We start from the raw sequence: 16,464 nt of genomic DNA on the forward strand, positions 1-16,464 counted from the left end.
TGATTTGAGGAGTAAATCAACAAAGCGTGCGGCAAATCACATGATTTTTAAATCAGGAATGAGGTGCGGAATGACGGTTAGTAATTATCACTTTATGAAATAAAAAGAAAAAATCAATAATCTTTATTATCTATTTATACCACTACCGGATAAATTTAAATCAGGAAAAATACTCTGGTTACTTTCTTATATCCGTCATTCCGCACCCCATTAAGGAATACCCCAAGTTATTCGCTGCTCTGCCAAAACGGGTTATGAACTTAAAAATAATACTGCTAAGATCATTCCAGATATAATATTCTTAATCTTCATATCGCTCTCCCTCTGATGAAATCACTCAAAATATTTTTGATTCTTTATTGCTTCACCGTTAATGGAGTACTGAGATGGAACTAAGCAGCTAAATTAAAGAGCCCCTGAACAATCAGAGGCTTTTTATCACAGTCTATTTTTTTTATTTAGTTCTATAATGGGCTTCCGCCTCATCAAAACGCTGTTGAGTTGCCTGACTTGGCGCTTTCCCTAACAGGCTAACACCAATAATGGCAATAGAAGCAAAGATAAAACCTGGAATAATTTCATACAGCCCGAACCACTTGTACTGCATCCATACCAATACCGTAATCGCTCCCACCAGCATACCGATCAATGCACCATTGCGCGTCATGCGTTTCCAAAGTACCGAAATCAGGACTACAGGGCCAAATGCCGCACCAAACCCAGCCCATGCATTACTTGCCAGAGCCAGCACTTTATTGTTCGGATTAGTTGCAATGACAATCGCAATAGCAGCCACCAGCAACACCATCAAACGGCCAACCCATACCAACTCATTCTGACTGGCTTTAGTGCGCACAAAGGCTTTATAGAGATCTTCCGTCAACGCACTAGAACAAACCAATAACTGGCAGCTCAAAGTACTCATCACTGCCGCCAATACTGCCGACAGCAAGATACCGGTAATCCACGGATTGAACAGCAGAGTACCTAACTCGATAAAGATACGTTCGTTCTTTTGTAATACGGGAGCCGCCTGCTCTGGATACAGCTCAAAATAGGCAATGCCAAAGAAACCAACAGCTACGGTTCCAGCAAGGCACAGAAACATCCACGTCATACTGATACGACGGGCTTTGTGAATGGTTTGGTGAGAATCCGCAGCCATAAAACGCGCAAGGATGTGAGGCTGGCCGAAATAACCAAATCCCCATCCCAATAACGAGATAATGGCGATAACATTTAACCCGTTGAACATATCCAGATAAGAGGTATGTTTTGCTTCAATAACCGCGATAGCATTCTCAAACCCACCAACATTGAGCAAAATTAGTACGGGCACCAAAATCAGGGCAAAAATCATCAGGGTTGCCTGAACGGTATCCGTCCAGCTTACTGCCAAAAAACCACCGAGGAAGGTATAGCCAATAGTCGCCAGCGCTCCAAGCCATATTGCTTTTTCATAACTCATACCAAAAGTGCTCTCAAATAACAGACCACCAGCAACGACACCTGATGCACAATAAATGGTAAAGAAAATCAGGATAACCAGCGCTGAGATGATACGCAGGATTTTACTGCTGTCTTCAAAACGGTGGGTGAAATAATCCGGTAAGGTTAACGCGTTGTTATTCGCTTCAGTATGCACGCGCAATCGACCGGCAACCCAGCGCCAGTTCAAATAAGCGCCCATCAAACAGCCGAGTGCGATCCAACTACCTGAAATGCCTGATAGAAAAATTAAGCCCGGCAATCCCATCAATAACCAGCCACTCATATCAGAAGCGCCAGCAGATAATGCTGTTACCACACTGCCCAATCGCCGCCCACCCAATATATAGTCATCAAAATTTTTGGTGGAACGATAAGCTATGAAGCCTATCACCAGCATCGCGGAAATGTAGACAATGAAAGTTATTAGCATTGGTGAATTTACTGTCATGCAGGTTCTTCTCCATAGTGTTTCTGCAAATCGTGTTATTTGCGTAAATAATGTTATCTGTACTTAAAGCCACCCTTGTTCAACATGATATGTTTTCAGTGCAATATATTTGCAGTACAAGGCATTTGCCTACCAGGTTGTACCTGAAGATCATTTCACCTAAAGTGGCATTAATTTTGGTATGTATAATTTATGTTTGTAATTATTTTAAAATCACTTTCTATCCTAGATTAGCTCAAACATTTTTAACAACTAATTAACGATGTTTTTTATTAGAAACGCTCGCTAAGTCACATTTATCACTTCAGAAGTTGTACCTTTCATTAAAGAATCAGTTACACCTCCACAATTACAACAATAAAAACCATTAAATATCAATCAAATAAATACTAACAAGTCATGATATTTACCAGACAAGTAATCAAAACAAGATTAGTTTCACAAATTTAGAACGGCCGCTTTTAACATGGTTGCACAAAGTTGCAACATGACAGATATTGTTATGTAACTTGGTTAAGTCTTACCTATTAAGGAGTGAGAATGGGTAGTACCACTATGGGCGTGAAGCTCGATGAAGCAACGCGTAATCGTATAAAATCTGCTGCACAACGAATTGAACGCACACCACACTGGCTGATTAAGCAAGCCATTTTTAATTATCTTGAACGCCTGGAAAATGAGGAAAAGATCCCAGAAATATCAGTGTTTCAGGATAACAAAGAAGAAAAGATTTCCGAAGAAGAATCACAGATTGAGGCGCCTTATCAACCATTTTTAGATTTTGCCGAGCATATTTTGCCCCAATCGGTGAAACGTTCTGCAATTACTTCAGCGTATCGCCTGCCCGAAACGCAGGCAGTTCCCATGCTGCTGCAACGCGCTCAATTATCAGAAGAACAAGCCAAAGCGACCCACAAACTCGCTTACTCCATCGCTGAAAAACTACGCCAGCAAAAACATGGCATTGGCCGCTCCGGTTTAGTGCAAGGGTTACTGCAAGAATTCTCCCTTTCTTCACAGGAAGGCGTTGCGTTGATGTGCCTTGCCGAAGCCCTGCTGCGTATTCCCGACAAAGCGACCCGTGATGCGCTGATCCGTGACAAAATCAGCAACGGTAACTGGCATTCTCATCTTGGCCAAAGCGCATCTATGTTCGTCAATGCCGCGACTTGGGGCCTGCTGTTCACGGGCAAGTTGGTATCTACCCATAATGAAGCCAAATTATCCAAATCCTTGAACCGTATTATCAGCAAGAGCGGTGAACCATTGGTGCGCAAGGGTGTTGATATGGCAATGCGCCTGATGGGAGAACAATTTGTCACAGGTGAAACCATCGCCCAAGCCCTTGCTAACGCCCGCAAGCTGGAAGAGAAAGGCTTCCGTTATTCCTATGACATGCTGGGTGAAGCTGCGCTGACAGAAGAAGATGCGCAGGCATATATGGTTTCTTATCAACAGGCGATCCACGCCATTGGCAAAGCATCAAACGGCCGCGGTATTTATGAAGGGCCGGGCATCTCCATCAAGCTATCAGCCTTGCATCCACGTTATAGCCGAGCCCAATATGAGCGCGTCATGGATGAACTTTATCCGCGCCTGCTTTCTCTGACTTTACAGGCTCGTCAATATGACATCGGTATCAATATCGATGCCGAAGAAGCGGATCGTCTGGAAATTTCCCTCGATTTGCTGGAAAAATTGTGTTTTGAACCAAAACTGGAAGGCTGGAACGGTATCGGTTTTGTTATTCAGACTTACCAGAAGCGCTGTCCTTTTGTGATTGACAGCATTATCGATCTGGCGCAGCGCAGCCGCCATCGCTTGATGATCCGTCTGGTGAAAGGGGCTTATTGGGATAGTGAAATCAAACGCGCCCAGATCGATGGTCTGGAAGGCTATCCGGTGTATACCCGCAAAGTGTATACCGACGTTTCTTACCTCGCCTGCGCCCGTAAACTGCTTTCCGTCCCCAATCTGATCTATCCACAGTTTGCTACCCACAACGCGCATACTCTATCTGCGGTTTACCATCTGGCTGGGCAAAATTACTATCCGGGACAATATGAGTTCCAGTGTCTGCACGGCATGGGTGAACCACTGTATGAGCAGGTTGTCGGTAAAATTGCCGATGGTAAACTCAACCGCCCATGTCGCATTTATGCACCAGTCGGGACACATGAAACACTATTGGCTTACTTGGTTCGCCGTCTGTTGGAAAATGGCGCAAATACTTCGTTCGTTAATCGCATTGCAGATACTTCCCTGCCTCTTGATGAACTTGTTGCTGATCCGGTGACGGTAGTTCAAGAACTCGCACAATCTGAAGGACAAATTGGTCTGCCACATCCGAAAATTCCACTACCACATGATTTATACGGCAAGAACCGCGTCAATTCCTCGGGGCTGGATCTGTCGAATGAACACCGTTTGGCTTCACTCTCCAGTGCCTTACTGAGTTCTTCGATGGAAACATGGAACAGCGAGCCGCTGCTGGGTGGTGATTATGCGCATACCGGCGAATTGCCGACAGCTAAACCCGTCAATAATCCTGCTCGGCCTTCCGATATCGTGGGCTATGTCCGTGAGGCTACTGAGCAAGAAGTCAGCCACGCTCTGGACGTTGCCACCGACGCAGGCACTATTTGGTTTGCTACTCCTCCCTCAGAGCGCGCCGCGATTTTAGTACGAGCGGCAGAATTGATGGAAAATAACCTGCAATCTCTGCTCGGTATTCTGGTTCGTGAATCCGGTAAAACCTTCAACAATGCCATCGCTGAAGTGCGTGAAGCTGTTGATTTTCTCTATTATTACGCGGATCAAGTTCGGCAGGATTTCGCCAATGATACCCATCGCCCATTGGGGCCAGTAGTCTGTATCAGTCCGTGGAACTTCCCGATGGCGATTTTCACTGGCCAGATCGCCGCAGCATTGGCGGCAGGTAATAGTGTCTTGGCAAAACCAGCGGAACAGACGCCGTTAATTGCTGCTGTTGCAGTCAAAATGCTGCATCAGGCAGGTATCCCTCGTGATGTGCTGCAATTGCTGCCTGGTCAAGGGGAAACTGTCGGTGCTTTGTTGGTTGGTGATGAGCGTGTGCGTGGCGTGATGTTTACAGGCTCTACCGAAGTTGCCAACCTGTTGCAGCGCAATATTGCCGGCCGTCTTGATGCACAGGGGCGCCCAACACCACTGATCGCAGAGACGGGCGGCCTGAATGCCATGATTGTCGATTCCTCGGCACTGACGGAACAAGTTGTCACCGATGTGGTCGCGTCGGCCTTTGACAGTGCGGGTCAGCGTTGTTCCGCTCTGCGTATTCTGTGCGTACAAGAAGATGTGGCAGAAAGAACCCTTACTATGCTGAAAGGGGCCATGGCCGAGTGCCGGATGGCGAATCCTGAACACTTATCAACGGATATCGGCCCAGTGATTGATGCCGAAGCGCAGGCTGGCATTGAGCGCCATATCCAGACCATGCGCACCAAAGGCAGGGCGGTTTATCAAGCGGTACATGAAAATGAAGCCGACAGTCAGGAATCTTCACAAGGCACGTTTGTCAAACCCACGCTGATTGAGCTGGAAAGTTTCGATGAATTGAAGAAAGAAATTTTCGGCCCTGTGCTGCATGTAGTGCGTTTTAACCGCAATGAGCTGGATAAGCTGCTGGAACAAATCAACGCTTCCGGTTACGGATTAACGTTGGGTATTCATACGCGCATTGATGAAACCATCGCGCAAGTCACGGCCAAAGCCAAAGTGGGCAACTTGTATGTCAACCGCAATATGGTCGGTGCTGTCGTCGGCGTACAACCATTTGGTGGCGAAGGTCTGTCAGGAACCGGGCCAAAAGCCGGTGGGCCGCTTTATCTGTATCGTCTGTTATCGCAGCGCCCAGTCAATGCTGCCAGCCAGACGCTGGAACGTCAGGATGAGGAATATCAACTTGATGCCAACGTGCGTGTCGCCCTGCGCTCCCCTTTCAACAAATTGGCTGAATGGGCGACGGCACAAAATAACGAAGCCCTGAGCAAAGTAATTCAGGAATACAGCCTGTTGGCTCAGGGCGGAACCATTCGCTTACTGCCGGGGCCGACAGGGGAACGCAACACCTATACACTCTTGCCACGCGGTGAAGTTTTGTGTCTGGCCGATAATGAGCAAGATACGTTGGTACAATTGTCTGCCGTGTTGTCTGTCGGCTGTCAGGCCATCTGGGAGAAGGACGAGCTACATCAGCAATTGCTGCGTCAGTTACCGGATGAGGTTCGCCACTCCATTCGTCTGATCAACGATTGGCAGAATGAAGAGACTGAGATGGAAGCCGTTATTTATCACGGTGATTGCGACCAGCTACGTCATGTCTGCGGTATCATCGCTCAACGCCAAGGGCCGATTGTTTCGGTACAGGGTTTTGCCCGTGGCGACACAAATCTGCTACTGGAGCGTCTATTGCATGAACGCTCATTAAGTATTAATACCGCCGCCGCAGGGGGGAATGCCAGCTTAATGACAATTGGGTAAGATAAATTGATTATAAATATATAATTAATAACTAAAATATAGGGGGGAATGCGTTATTATCGCATTCCCCTCTAGAATCGTGCAGTCTGATGAAGTTATATCTCTGCGTAACTAATCAATGCCCGTTCTGTTGCCAGCTCAGATATTGCTCATATTTACGCAGCGCGATATTGTAATTACTGAAAGCAGACTGAGACAATTTCTCACTGAGTTTTTCCTGAATTTTTTCCGGCGTAAACTCTTGTGCTGGGTAATTGCTTGATGTTAGTAATTCATCCAATCGCCGCAAACGAACCACATATTCGCGCACAGTGCTATGGCTCATCTCTGTTTGCTCAAACAGATACTGTTTAAATGACATAATGTCGAAATAATCAGTTTGGCTATTGCAATAAATTTCGCTACAGAAGCGGCACAGCGCCACAAATTTACCCTGTAACTCATCCCATGTTTTGTCATCAACTAATTCAGTCATCTCAGAGATAGCTTCCTTGTTGATTACCTGACCGTTAAAAACGAGAGAAATACGGTCAAGGGTTTTATGACAGTGCAAACAATGAGTCTGACTATGTTTATAGTCCTTGATATAACGGCTGAGAGGCCGTTTCTTTTGTGTTGTAACAGACATAAGAGATAAAGCCCTGTGTGTAGTCTTAACTTAACAAAAAACAAATAAGCAAAAAGTTACTTTTCTGGATTCAAACGCGCCCTCAGCCGTTTTATTGCCTGGCTGTGGAGCTGACTCACGCGGGATTCACCCACATTAAGTACCGCGCCAATCTCTTTAAGATTCAGTTCTTCCTGATAGTACAGCGTCAGAACCATTTTTTCCCGTTCAGGCAGCGATTCAATAACATCGATAACCCGCTGACGAAGATCACCTTCCAGCAATTGTTGGAGAGGATTTGTCTCATGCTCTTCCTCAATCATTGGTTCACAGCTTTCACCATGAATTTCGTGCCACTCGTCATAAGAAAACAGTTGACTGTTATTTGTGTCTAACAGTATTTGCCGATATTCTATCAGATTAATCTTTAATTCTTTAGCAACTTCCTGCTCACTAGCTGGACGGCCTAACTCTTGCTCAAGTTTACGGATGGTCTGCGTGACTTCACGTGCATTACGCCGCACACTACGCGGAGCCCAATCACGGCTCCTCAACTCATCCAACATTGCACCTCTGATGCGCTGTACCGCATAGGTGGTAAACGCGGTTCCCTGCAAGGAATCAAAACGTTCCACCGCATTCAGTAAGCCTATACCACCAGCCTGAAGCAGGTCATCAAGCTCCACGCTGGCAGGCAGCCTCACCTGTAGCCTCAATGCTTCATGGCGAACTAGTGGTACATAGCGCTTCCAGAGGCTATTTTTGTCCATCACGCCTTCGGCGGTATACAAATCGCTCACAACAACAGACACCTTTGGATAAGAGACTGGCTACCATTATCCAATCACCTAATCGGTACAATCGTTTGAACAATGAAGTAAAAGCGCTTCTTTTTCACCTATGCGAAATTTTTTTGTCGTCCGCCCAAATGCATCGCAAGTTTCAGTCTGTCCCTGACAAAGGTTAAAAAATAAGGATCGGCAAGCCGATCCTTATTTTATAGAGATTATTTATGCAGGGTGTCCTGCATAAACTCTCAACTGGAAAATAAAAATTAACGCAGCAGAGACAGAACAGATTGTGGAACCTGGTTAGCCTGAGCCAGAACAGAAGTACCCGCCTGTTGCAGGATCTGGCCACGGCTCATATTGGAAACTTCAGTTGCGTAGTCAGCGTCTTCGATACGACTCTTCGCTGCACTCAGGTTGTTAACCGTGTTGTTCAGGTTGTTAACAGTGGATTCCAGACGGTTTTGAACTGCACCTAGGGAGCTGCGCAGGCTGTCAACTGTTGATAAAGCATTATCCAAATCTTTCAAAGGCTCTTTGATATCAATAGCAGCACCTTTAGTAACCTTACCATCTTTATCAACAGTAGCCTTGAACATTACTGTGTTTCCGTTTTTATCTTCACCACGGATGACATACCCATCAGGTGTTTTATCGGCTTTTTTTGCTGCCTCGTAAAGTTTTGCATTTTTGATATCAGTATCAGGAGCTTTAGCAGTATCCAAAGCTTTTAAAGTAGCTTGTTCTACCTTAACTAAGGTATCTTTTTTGGTTGTATCAAAAGCACCTTGAGTTACTTCTGCACCAAATTTTGTGCCAATCAACTCAAAATTGTTCAATTTTAGAGTCTCACGGTCGATTTTTTTCAAATCTATTTTAATAACTTCACCATCGTTAGCTCCAACCTGAATAGCCATAGAGGTATCTTCACTCAGAACACGAACACCGTTGAATTGAGTTTGTTCAGAAATACGGTTAATTTCGTCAAAACGCTGAGTAATTTCTTCATTGATAGAATCAATATCACTCTTAGAATTACTGCCGTTCTGTGCCTGAACAGCCAGTTCACGAACACGTTGCAGGTTGTTGTTGATTTCGTTCAGAGCGCCTTCAGTAGTCTGAGCAATAGAGATACCGTCGTTTGCGTTACGAGAAGCCTGAGTCAGACCTTTAACGTTCGCAGTAAAACGGTTAGCGATCGCTTGACCAGCAGCGTCATCCTTCGCGCTGTTAATACGTAAACCAGAGGACAGACGCTCAATAGCCGTACCTAAAACACCTTGGGATTTACCTAAGTTATTCTGAGCCAGCAGAGATGAATAGTTGGTATTAATAACTGATGCCATAGTAGAGTTCCTTTTTAAAATCAAGTCGATATAATTAGTTTGAGCTTTTTCGCTCACGGTGTTCATCACCGCCAACAGTTTTATCGGCTCCTTAAAAAGAACCTTTAATTTTTCTTGAAAAACTTTTTTCTTTTTTTGCATTTTTTTTGCCGATAACCCAAACAGCGCCTGTTCTCGTCAATTATTCCGTCCATCAAAAAAATCATTTTGTCAGTAAACTTTTCGCAAATTAATCCGATAACATACCCAGTGATGCTTTACTAATAAAGGAGTCAACATGGCTAGCATTTCTTCATTAGGAGCCGGATCCGGGATGGATTTAGGTTCTATACTGGATAAACTTCAGGCAGCAGAAAGAAAACGTTTAGAACCATTAGCACAGCAGCAAACCAGCTATAAAGCCAAATTAACCGGTTTTGGCACATTAAAAGGCAGTTTAGAGAAACTTAAAAGCGCATCCGAAGAACTGAAAAAATTCGATAAGCTCAATACCACCAAAGTAAGCGAAGACCATAAAACATTTACCCCAACTACGGATTCCAAGGCTAGTCCGGGTAACTACATTATTGAAATCAATCAGCTTGCTAAGGCACAGTCCCTACAATCCACTGCGGTTTCCGATGTGGAGTCCCCGCAAGGAGATAAACTGGGCGAAGGGAAAACCCGCACCATTGTCATCACCCAGCCAGGTGAAGACAAGCCGATGCACATTTCCCTGAAAGATGATGAAACGTCTCTAATTGAAATCCGTGATGCGATCAATAAACAGGAAGGCAACGTTAATGCCAGCATCATCAAAGCAACCGATAATAAAGACAATAAAGGCGAGAATAAAAACTACCTGATCCTGACGTCGAAAAAAGCAGGAATACAGTCCGTCATGACAATCAAAGTTGAAGGTGATGACAAACTGAGTAAGTGGCTGAATTACACGTCTGATTACACGTCTGGTAGCGAAAGTGCCCCTAAAAGTGGCTCTGGTGCAATGACGCAAACAGTAGAAGCCGCAAATGCAAAATTAAAGGTCAACGGCATTGATATTGAACGTCAGACCAATGAAATAAAAGATGCACCAGAAGGCATTACCCTAAATCTGAAAAAACTCTCCGAAAAAAGTGAAGACGGGAAGACGTCCAAACCAGAAACACTGGTAGTTTCCCGTGATATTGAGCCAACGAAAGAAGCGATTAAAAAGTGGGTTGAGGCCTATAATGGGGTACAGACCACTTTCGAATCACTGACCAAATTCAAGCCTGTAGCCAAAGGTGAATCCGCTTCCAAAGACAATGGTGCCCTGCTCGGTGACGGCACCTTAAAAAGTATTCAAAGCCAATTGAGACACCAGATCTTCTCACCACAGGATGTTGCTGATATTGCTACCCTGAATAAATTGGGTATCAAACAAAAATTAGACGGCACTCTGGAAATCAGCAACGAAAAACTGGAAAAAAACCTGAAAGAAAAACCTGCCAACGTTAAGGCTTTCTTCATGGGTGATGGTGAAAAAACCGGTTTCGCAACCCAAACTTATAATATATTAAAGCAAACGCTGGATAGTCACGAAGGGACTATCGCCACAGCGACCGAAGGCATCAACAAGCGTCTGAAAACACTTGAAAGACAAGTGGAACAGACCAATAAAAATATTGATGCAACAATAGAACGCTATAAACGTCAATTTACAGAACTGGATAAACTTGTTAATTCATTGAAGAGCACAAGTTCATCCCTATTCCAGCTTTTAAGATAATAAAAGGACATTATGTATCAACGTTCGGCAAGCCAGTTATACGCTCAGGTAGATCTTGAGAGCGAAATTATGAATGCCTCTCCCTATCAGTTGATTCAGATATTGTTCAATGGGGCGCTTAGCGCCCTACGTCGTGCAATTATTCTGATGCAACAGGGCAATATCCCAGAGAAAGGTTTAGCTATTTCCAAGGCAATCAATATCATTGATAATGGTCTCAAAGAGGGATTAGATTTCGAAAAAGGCGGAGAGATTGCTCAGAATCTGTTTGCTTTATATGATTATATGAATCGTCGTTTACTCCATGCTAATTTACGCAATGATGAGAAGGCCATTACCGAAGTGATTGATTTACTTACCGAGATTTCAGATTCTTGGCGGCAAATAGGCCCTCATTACAACGCCAGTCAGGATATTGTTTAATGAAAAATGATCTGGATCTTTTGTCAGCTTACCAGCGGATCCTTAGTTTAAGTGAGCAAATGCTTGATTTAGCTAAAAATGAACAGTGGGATGAACTTGTAGATATGGAAATCACTTATCTGAAGGCAGTTGAAGTGGTTACCCTATTATCAGAAAACTCAGATGCCTCACTTTCATTACAGCAAAAATTAACCCAAATTTTACAAACTGTTTTGGATAATGAAAAAGAAACGAAGCGATTGTTGCAAAAACGATTAGATGAACTTAGCGACCTGATTAAACAAGAAAGCTGCAAGCAACTATTACATGATACTTATGGGCAGTTCCCTGTCAGTGACTATGAAATGGAGTTAACGACTACAGAGCCAAAATAAATACAACAACGACGCCATGTGCTTTTATTAAAAATAACACTAATTGGTGGTGTCATTTATTTGTTTTCACTTCAGGTGGTGTCATTTAGTCACCATCGCTTTTTTGGTTAATCTAATTAGGCACTTTATTTTATTCATAATTTGCAAACAATCAAGAAAACTTATACAAAATTATTTAACAAAAAATTAACTAAATAATGTTCATAACGGCTTTTTTACCTCATTGATAGAAGATAAAATCATCATATTTTATCTTTGCTTAAAGAGGAAATTATGCAGTGGAATAATATCAATAAAGTCATCGTCTTTGCGATGTTATTCATCCCCCGAATGGGTTTTTCATTAGTAGATGAAGATCTGGATTATTGTGCTAAAAAAGAATCGTGGGTAGCCTATAAAGTAATAGAGAAAGCGGTTGAAAAAAATAACCGACTCGATAAACACCGGGCGGTATCAACTTTACTCGCCAGGCATAAACTGAAAAAAGAAAAGTTACCGATAACATTTTCAGAATGGGGACAGTTATATAGCCAAACGACCGAAATAGTCATTCCTTTTATCGATAATCAAGCACCTCCCATAGCTCTTATTACCTCGTCAATTATATCAGCGGCTGAATGTTCATTAACAGAACCCATTTATTTTGATATAACTCCCAATAGTTATCCAAAAGACGATACCCCGTAGATTTCAAATTGCAGCCAACAAAGTTGTAAATTGAGAAATGAAGGATATACAATAAAAAATGAGGTTGTTATGACACACGACATCTTGCAAACACTGACTTTGTTAAAATCGAAAAAATGGATAGATCTAACGCATAGTTTTGATGAATGTTCACCCCATTTTTTCATGTTTCAACCCGCCGAATTTAAAACTATTTTTGATTATAAAAATGGATTTTTTGTCCAACAATTAACATTCCCAGGTCAATATGGCACTCACCTTGATGCTCCCTGCCATTTTGTCTCTGATGCCCGTTCTCTTGATGAATTGGAATTAAAAGAACTAGTTTTACCCTTAATCGTTATTGACCAATCAGAAAGAGCAAAACACAATCCTAACTTCTCGCTTTCCAAAGATGACATTCTTCAATTTGAAGCCGAACATGGAATTATTGAAGCAGATACTTTTATTGCCCTCAGAACTGACTGGAGTAAACGTTGGCCATCTCAGGAAAAGATGGATAATAAAGATGATCAAGGTAATAACCAAACACCGGGCTGGGGATTGGATGCCCTGAAATTTTTATTTGAAGAACGTCATATCAAAGCCATCGGCCATGAAACCTTCGATACCGACTCAGCCAAAGATTTCAGGCAGAATAATGCCTTAATTGGTGAATATTATGTATTAGCACAAGATACCTATCAAATAGAGCTGTTAGCTAACCTGGATCAAGTCCCTGTGCGTGGTGCAGTGATTCTCAATATCGTGGCTAAACCTAAAAACGTGTCAGGCTTTCCAGTGCGTTCGTTTGCTATCGTTCCGTGATTTGCAGGGTAGTTCAGGCTTAAGCCTGAACTACCTGATTAATAATGAAGTCATAAAAATTTTTTCTATATCCTTCGTCTTTCAAGTTGCCGCTTTGTTGGCCACGTCAGTAAATTGACAGCGATTAACGATAATTGGCCTCATCCATGAGGCCTGATTCTTCATTCATTAACTGATTATTTCTTAAATGAATTTAGTCATAAAAATAACTAATATTCTCTTTATCTTGACCAGATACAAAGGCTTCCAGCAATCTTTCATAATACCTCACAAGATTATTGGCTGTTTCTTCAGTATACAGCTCTGGGTTGTAGCTTAATTCACACATAATATTTTGTGGTATATTTATGAAATTTATCCCAAGTGACTGAAAAGGAGTCGGATCGACTTTTATCAATTCCATATCGAGATTTGGCAGCGATATTTTTCCGCTATCGGGACTATCTGCATAGTTATAAAAATTCTGGGCATCCATATAGTTAAATAGAATATTAAATATATTATCCCTCGCCTTTTCCCCTATACTGTCAATCACCGCTGCCATATGGACATCTGAATTTTCTAGCGATTTATAAATAAAATTACTGATTTGCTGAATGATGTCATGAAGGCTCATCTCTTTGCTGATAGTTGATTTTACTATCAGGTCACTCAAAAACAGTCCTATTGTTTGATGGCTGTCAATATGAGAACGATCAGCTTGTGGTGATGTGGCTATATGTTGTGATTCACCAGAATGCATAAAAAGACAAGCGTGGAATAAAGCCATATATAGCATATAAGGTGTGATCTTATGGATTTCACAATATCGCGAAACAGCATTATCCAGTGATTTAGGTGTATTGATATTGATAACTTTAAATTGATACTTAGTGGTTAGATGTTTGCTGAAAGCCACTGGAAAACTACGTTCATTCATATCAAGATCAGCAAATTGTTGTTGCCAGAATTTTAGTTGATTTTGATATTTCTCAGTTTTATGACGCTCCTGTAAATCATAAACACAATCAGAATATTGCATTGCAACTGCCGGAAGAATAACATCTTGCTCCTGTGAGTAAGCCGTATACAATTTCTTAAACTCATTTATAAAAATATTGATAGACCATCCATCGAAAATAATATGATGAATATTAATTAATAAAACATGGCGTGTTTTTGATACAGGTAGCAAAAATGTCTTGAATAATGGGCCATTGTAAACATCAAAAGGTATCCTTAACTCCTCTTCCCAGAGTTTGTTAATTTCAATGGTAATTTGTTCTTTTTCTATTCCTTTTGGCAACGAATCGATAATTTGTAAATTTATTCTCATGTTGTTATTAGATTTTATGAAAACCTGCTCATCTTCTTCATAAAATCTTAATCGTAAACTTTCATGCCGTTCTAAAATAACGTGCAAACTTTTTTCCAATGCACTTTGATTTAGTTCCCCCTCTATCAACAAGGAAATGGGGACATTAAAGGCATCGTCCAATGCTTCCTCTTTGATCAGAGACCAGAACATCTTTTGGTAATAAGAAATCGGTATTCTTCCGTCGAATACATTCTGTATTGGCAATAGTGTAGATATGTCATGGTCTTGAGCGCTACGAATCACACTGGCAATCTGTGCAATAGTTGGATTTGTAAGCATTTGATTCATACTAAAATTGTTACTTAAATCATTTTTTATGGAAGTCGTTATTTTCACTGCCAAGAGCGAATGACCACCGAGTGAGAAGAAATTATCATAAATACCAATTTGGTTGATTTTCAGATGGTTTTGCCACAACTGACAGAGTTTTTTCTCAATTTCATCTCTTGGTGCGATATAAGTTTGATGGTGCAAATCATTGTCATTTGGAACAGGCAGCGCTTTTTTATCTATTTTATTGTTCAATGAGAGTGGCATGCGCTCCATTGGGATATAAATACTGGGAACCATATATTCAGGTAATTGTTTTTTCAGGGCCGTTTCCAGTAACTCTGAAAGTTCACCCCCAATGGCAGAGATTTGCGGATAATTGGCTAAATGGGTTTGGTTATATTCATGACGGGCCTGTACAGGAGGCAATGAGTGGCGGCTGAAAATAACATCCAGCAGGTCAAGTTGCTGTTGTGACCACGTCACGCCACATTGATAACCGCACTGCTCCGCATATTGAAACAGGGATTCAAATGCTTGAACCTGTTTTTCTGCCTGGGGAGAAAATTTTCCGGCATATTCTGGTGGAAAGAGTATTTGGTTGGCTGGCCAATGGCGTAGCCCTTCTGCCAATTCAACGTCATCTTTAACACGGGTGTTGGGAATGCCTGAAATACCAAAGGTATCGTATGTCCCCGCTTGCAACAGACTGCTCACCTCTTCAATGGCATTGAAATCAAACCAAGTTATGAGTTGATCGTGACATGACGCTGCATTTTTATCTCGTTTATGTAAGATGACCTCATAACGATAACATAGCATTTCATTGTCACCGACGCCCCGCTTAACCAGAATATCCACTCGGCCAATCTCCGGATAACGGGCAGATAATTGGGCAAAATAAGTTGGACTGAGCAGGAACTCTTCTTCTTGTTGCAAACGTCGCTGAATACGGTTTGCCATCGTTCCCACGGAAATACGCTGTTCGCCCAAATGGCTTTGTTCTATCGCCGTCACATGTGCCGTTAACAAATCTAAGTTGCGGATATCCCCCAGCAAAATTGTTCCTCCTGCGGCAATCGCCGGCAGTAACTGGGCAAGCACTTTATCCAGATACTGAACCACCGAGTTAATGATAACAGTATCGTAAGCGTCAGGCGCGAGTGTGCCCAAATTGAGGGCATCCCCCTGACGCAACTGGACATGCGACCAACCGCGGTGTTGCAGGATATGTTGATGCCGTGACAATACTTCGGTTCATTGTTGTATTCCACGACATAAAGTTCATCATCATAAAAGGGGACTGTGATTGTGTGCATATTGCGTATTCCTATAGAAATAAGAGCCTGCTGACGTAGAAATATCGCCTCATGAAAGGTCGCCACCTAGCGATATCTCTCAGGCTCTATTTCTATAAGCTCATGATTGGATTTCGCGCACGTCAGTACGCAGATAAAAAGAAGCCCCGCGAGTGCGAGGCTCAGGATTCAGAGTAAGTTAAAGGCTTTTTCGAATACTTCATTTGAATACGGTTGCTTGCCGTTCTCGTGCTGAATGATCGACTTGGCCAACACAATCAACGTCACTTTATCGAC

Annotated in this window: 11 protein-coding genes; 6 read left to right on the forward strand and 5 right to left on the reverse strand. The window is 42.6% G+C overall.

All coding sequences use genetic code 11. The features are described from left to right. Positions 1-454 precede the first annotated feature (454 nt). Positions 455-1,939, reverse strand: coding sequence for a sodium/proline symporter PutP (gene putP / locus NXS07_RS15900; RefSeq protein ID WP_038209520.1), 1,485 nt, complete (start codon positions 1,937-1,939; stop codon positions 455-457). A gap of 540 nt (positions 1,940-2,479) precedes the next feature. On the opposite strand from putP, the gene putA reads away from it, so the two are divergent. Continuing rightward, positions 2,480-6,460 carry a trifunctional transcriptional regulator/proline dehydrogenase/L-glutamate gamma-semialdehyde dehydrogenase gene (putA, locus tag NXS07_RS15905; protein ID WP_038221489.1) on the forward strand — a complete coding sequence of 1,327 codons (3,981 nt, stop codon included), beginning with the start codon at positions 2,480-2,482 and terminating at the stop codon, positions 6,458-6,460. A gap of 115 nt (positions 6,461-6,575) precedes the next feature. Here the strand turns inward: putA and fliZ are convergent, their stop codons facing one another. The 3 genes from fliZ to NXS07_RS15920 form a co-directional block, all read right to left on the reverse strand. Then, entirely contained in the window at positions 6,576-7,088 is a 513-nt protein-coding gene (fliZ, locus tag NXS07_RS15910; RefSeq protein WP_038196657.1) for a flagella biosynthesis regulatory protein FliZ, read from the reverse strand. 56 nt (positions 7,089-7,144) lie between these two features. After that, a complete protein-coding gene (locus NXS07_RS15915) occupies positions 7,145-7,867 on the reverse strand; it encodes an RNA polymerase sigma factor FliA (protein ID WP_038221490.1) in 723 nt (240 codons plus the stop codon). Positions 7,868-8,121: 254 nt separating this feature from the next. Then, on the reverse strand, positions 8,122-9,201 hold the full coding sequence (locus NXS07_RS15920) for a flagellin FliC (protein WP_038221496.1): 1,080 nt from the start codon (positions 9,199-9,201) through the stop codon (positions 8,122-8,124). Between the two features lie 277 nt (positions 9,202-9,478). Between NXS07_RS15920 and fliD the strand changes: the two genes are divergently transcribed. The 5 genes from fliD (at position 9,479) to NXS07_RS15945 (ending at position 13,242) form a co-directional block, all read left to right on the forward strand. After that, entirely contained in the window at positions 9,479-10,951 is a 1,473-nt protein-coding gene (gene fliD, locus NXS07_RS15925) for a flagellar filament capping protein FliD (protein WP_258087128.1), read from the forward strand. Between the two features lie 12 nt (positions 10,952-10,963). Continuing rightward, positions 10,964-11,374: a flagellar export chaperone FliS gene (gene fliS / locus NXS07_RS15930; protein WP_038183621.1), complete on the forward strand. Its 411-nt coding sequence runs from the start codon at positions 10,964-10,966 to the stop codon at positions 11,372-11,374. Beyond that, complete coding sequence (gene fliT / locus NXS07_RS15935; protein WP_038209530.1) at positions 11,374-11,748, forward strand: flagella biosynthesis regulatory protein FliT; 375 nt, start codon at positions 11,374-11,376, stop codon at positions 11,746-11,748. The genes fliS and fliT overlap by 1 nt, the downstream gene beginning before the upstream one ends. Before the next feature lie 273 nt (positions 11,749-12,021). After that, positions 12,022-12,435, forward strand: a complete 414-nt coding sequence (locus NXS07_RS15940; protein WP_038209532.1) for a hypothetical protein — start codon at positions 12,022-12,024, stop codon at positions 12,433-12,435. A 69-nt stretch (positions 12,436-12,504) separates the two neighbouring features. Further along, the gene (locus NXS07_RS15945) at positions 12,505-13,242 is read left to right on the forward strand and encodes a cyclase family protein (RefSeq protein WP_258087130.1); all 738 of its coding nucleotides are present in this window, start codon (positions 12,505-12,507) and stop codon (positions 13,240-13,242) included. A 193-nt stretch (positions 13,243-13,435) separates the two neighbouring features. Here NXS07_RS15945 and NXS07_RS15950 read toward each other — a convergent pair whose 3' ends face one another. Beyond that, positions 13,436-15,928, reverse strand: coding sequence for a condensation domain-containing protein (locus tag NXS07_RS15950; protein ID WP_258087129.1), 2,493 nt, complete (start codon positions 15,926-15,928; stop codon positions 13,436-13,438). Positions 15,929-16,464 lie beyond the last annotated feature (536 nt).

The sequence above is a fragment of the Xenorhabdus bovienii genome, assembly GCF_024721015.1.
In the GTDB taxonomy this organism is placed as follows: domain Bacteria; phylum Pseudomonadota; class Gammaproteobacteria; order Enterobacterales; family Enterobacteriaceae; genus Xenorhabdus; species Xenorhabdus bovienii.

Coding starts and splice junctions, on each gene's coding strand:
- fliZ (WP_038196657.1), bottom strand. CDS start 7,088: ATGTCTGTTACAACACAAAAGAAACGGCCTCTCAGCCGTTATATCAAG.
- fliS (WP_038183621.1), top strand. CDS start 10,964: ATGTATCAACGTTCGGCAAGCCAGTTATACGCTCAGGTAGATCTTGAG.
- NXS07_RS15945 (WP_258087130.1), top strand. CDS start 12,505: ATGACACACGACATCTTGCAAACACTGACTTTGTTAAAATCGAAAAAA.
- fliT (WP_038209530.1), top strand. CDS start 11,374: ATGAAAAATGATCTGGATCTTTTGTCAGCTTACCAGCGGATCCTTAGT.
- NXS07_RS15920 (WP_038221496.1), bottom strand. CDS start 9,201: ATGGCATCAGTTATTAATACCAACTATTCATCTCTGCTGGCTCAGAAT.
- NXS07_RS15940 (WP_038209532.1), top strand. CDS start 12,022: ATGCAGTGGAATAATATCAATAAAGTCATCGTCTTTGCGATGTTATTC.
- fliD (WP_258087128.1), top strand. CDS start 9,479: ATGGCTAGCATTTCTTCATTAGGAGCCGGATCCGGGATGGATTTAGGT.
- putP (WP_038209520.1), bottom strand. CDS start 1,939: ATGACAGTAAATTCACCAATGCTAATAACTTTCATTGTCTACATTTCC.
- putA (WP_038221489.1), top strand. CDS start 2,480: ATGGGTAGTACCACTATGGGCGTGAAGCTCGATGAAGCAACGCGTAAT.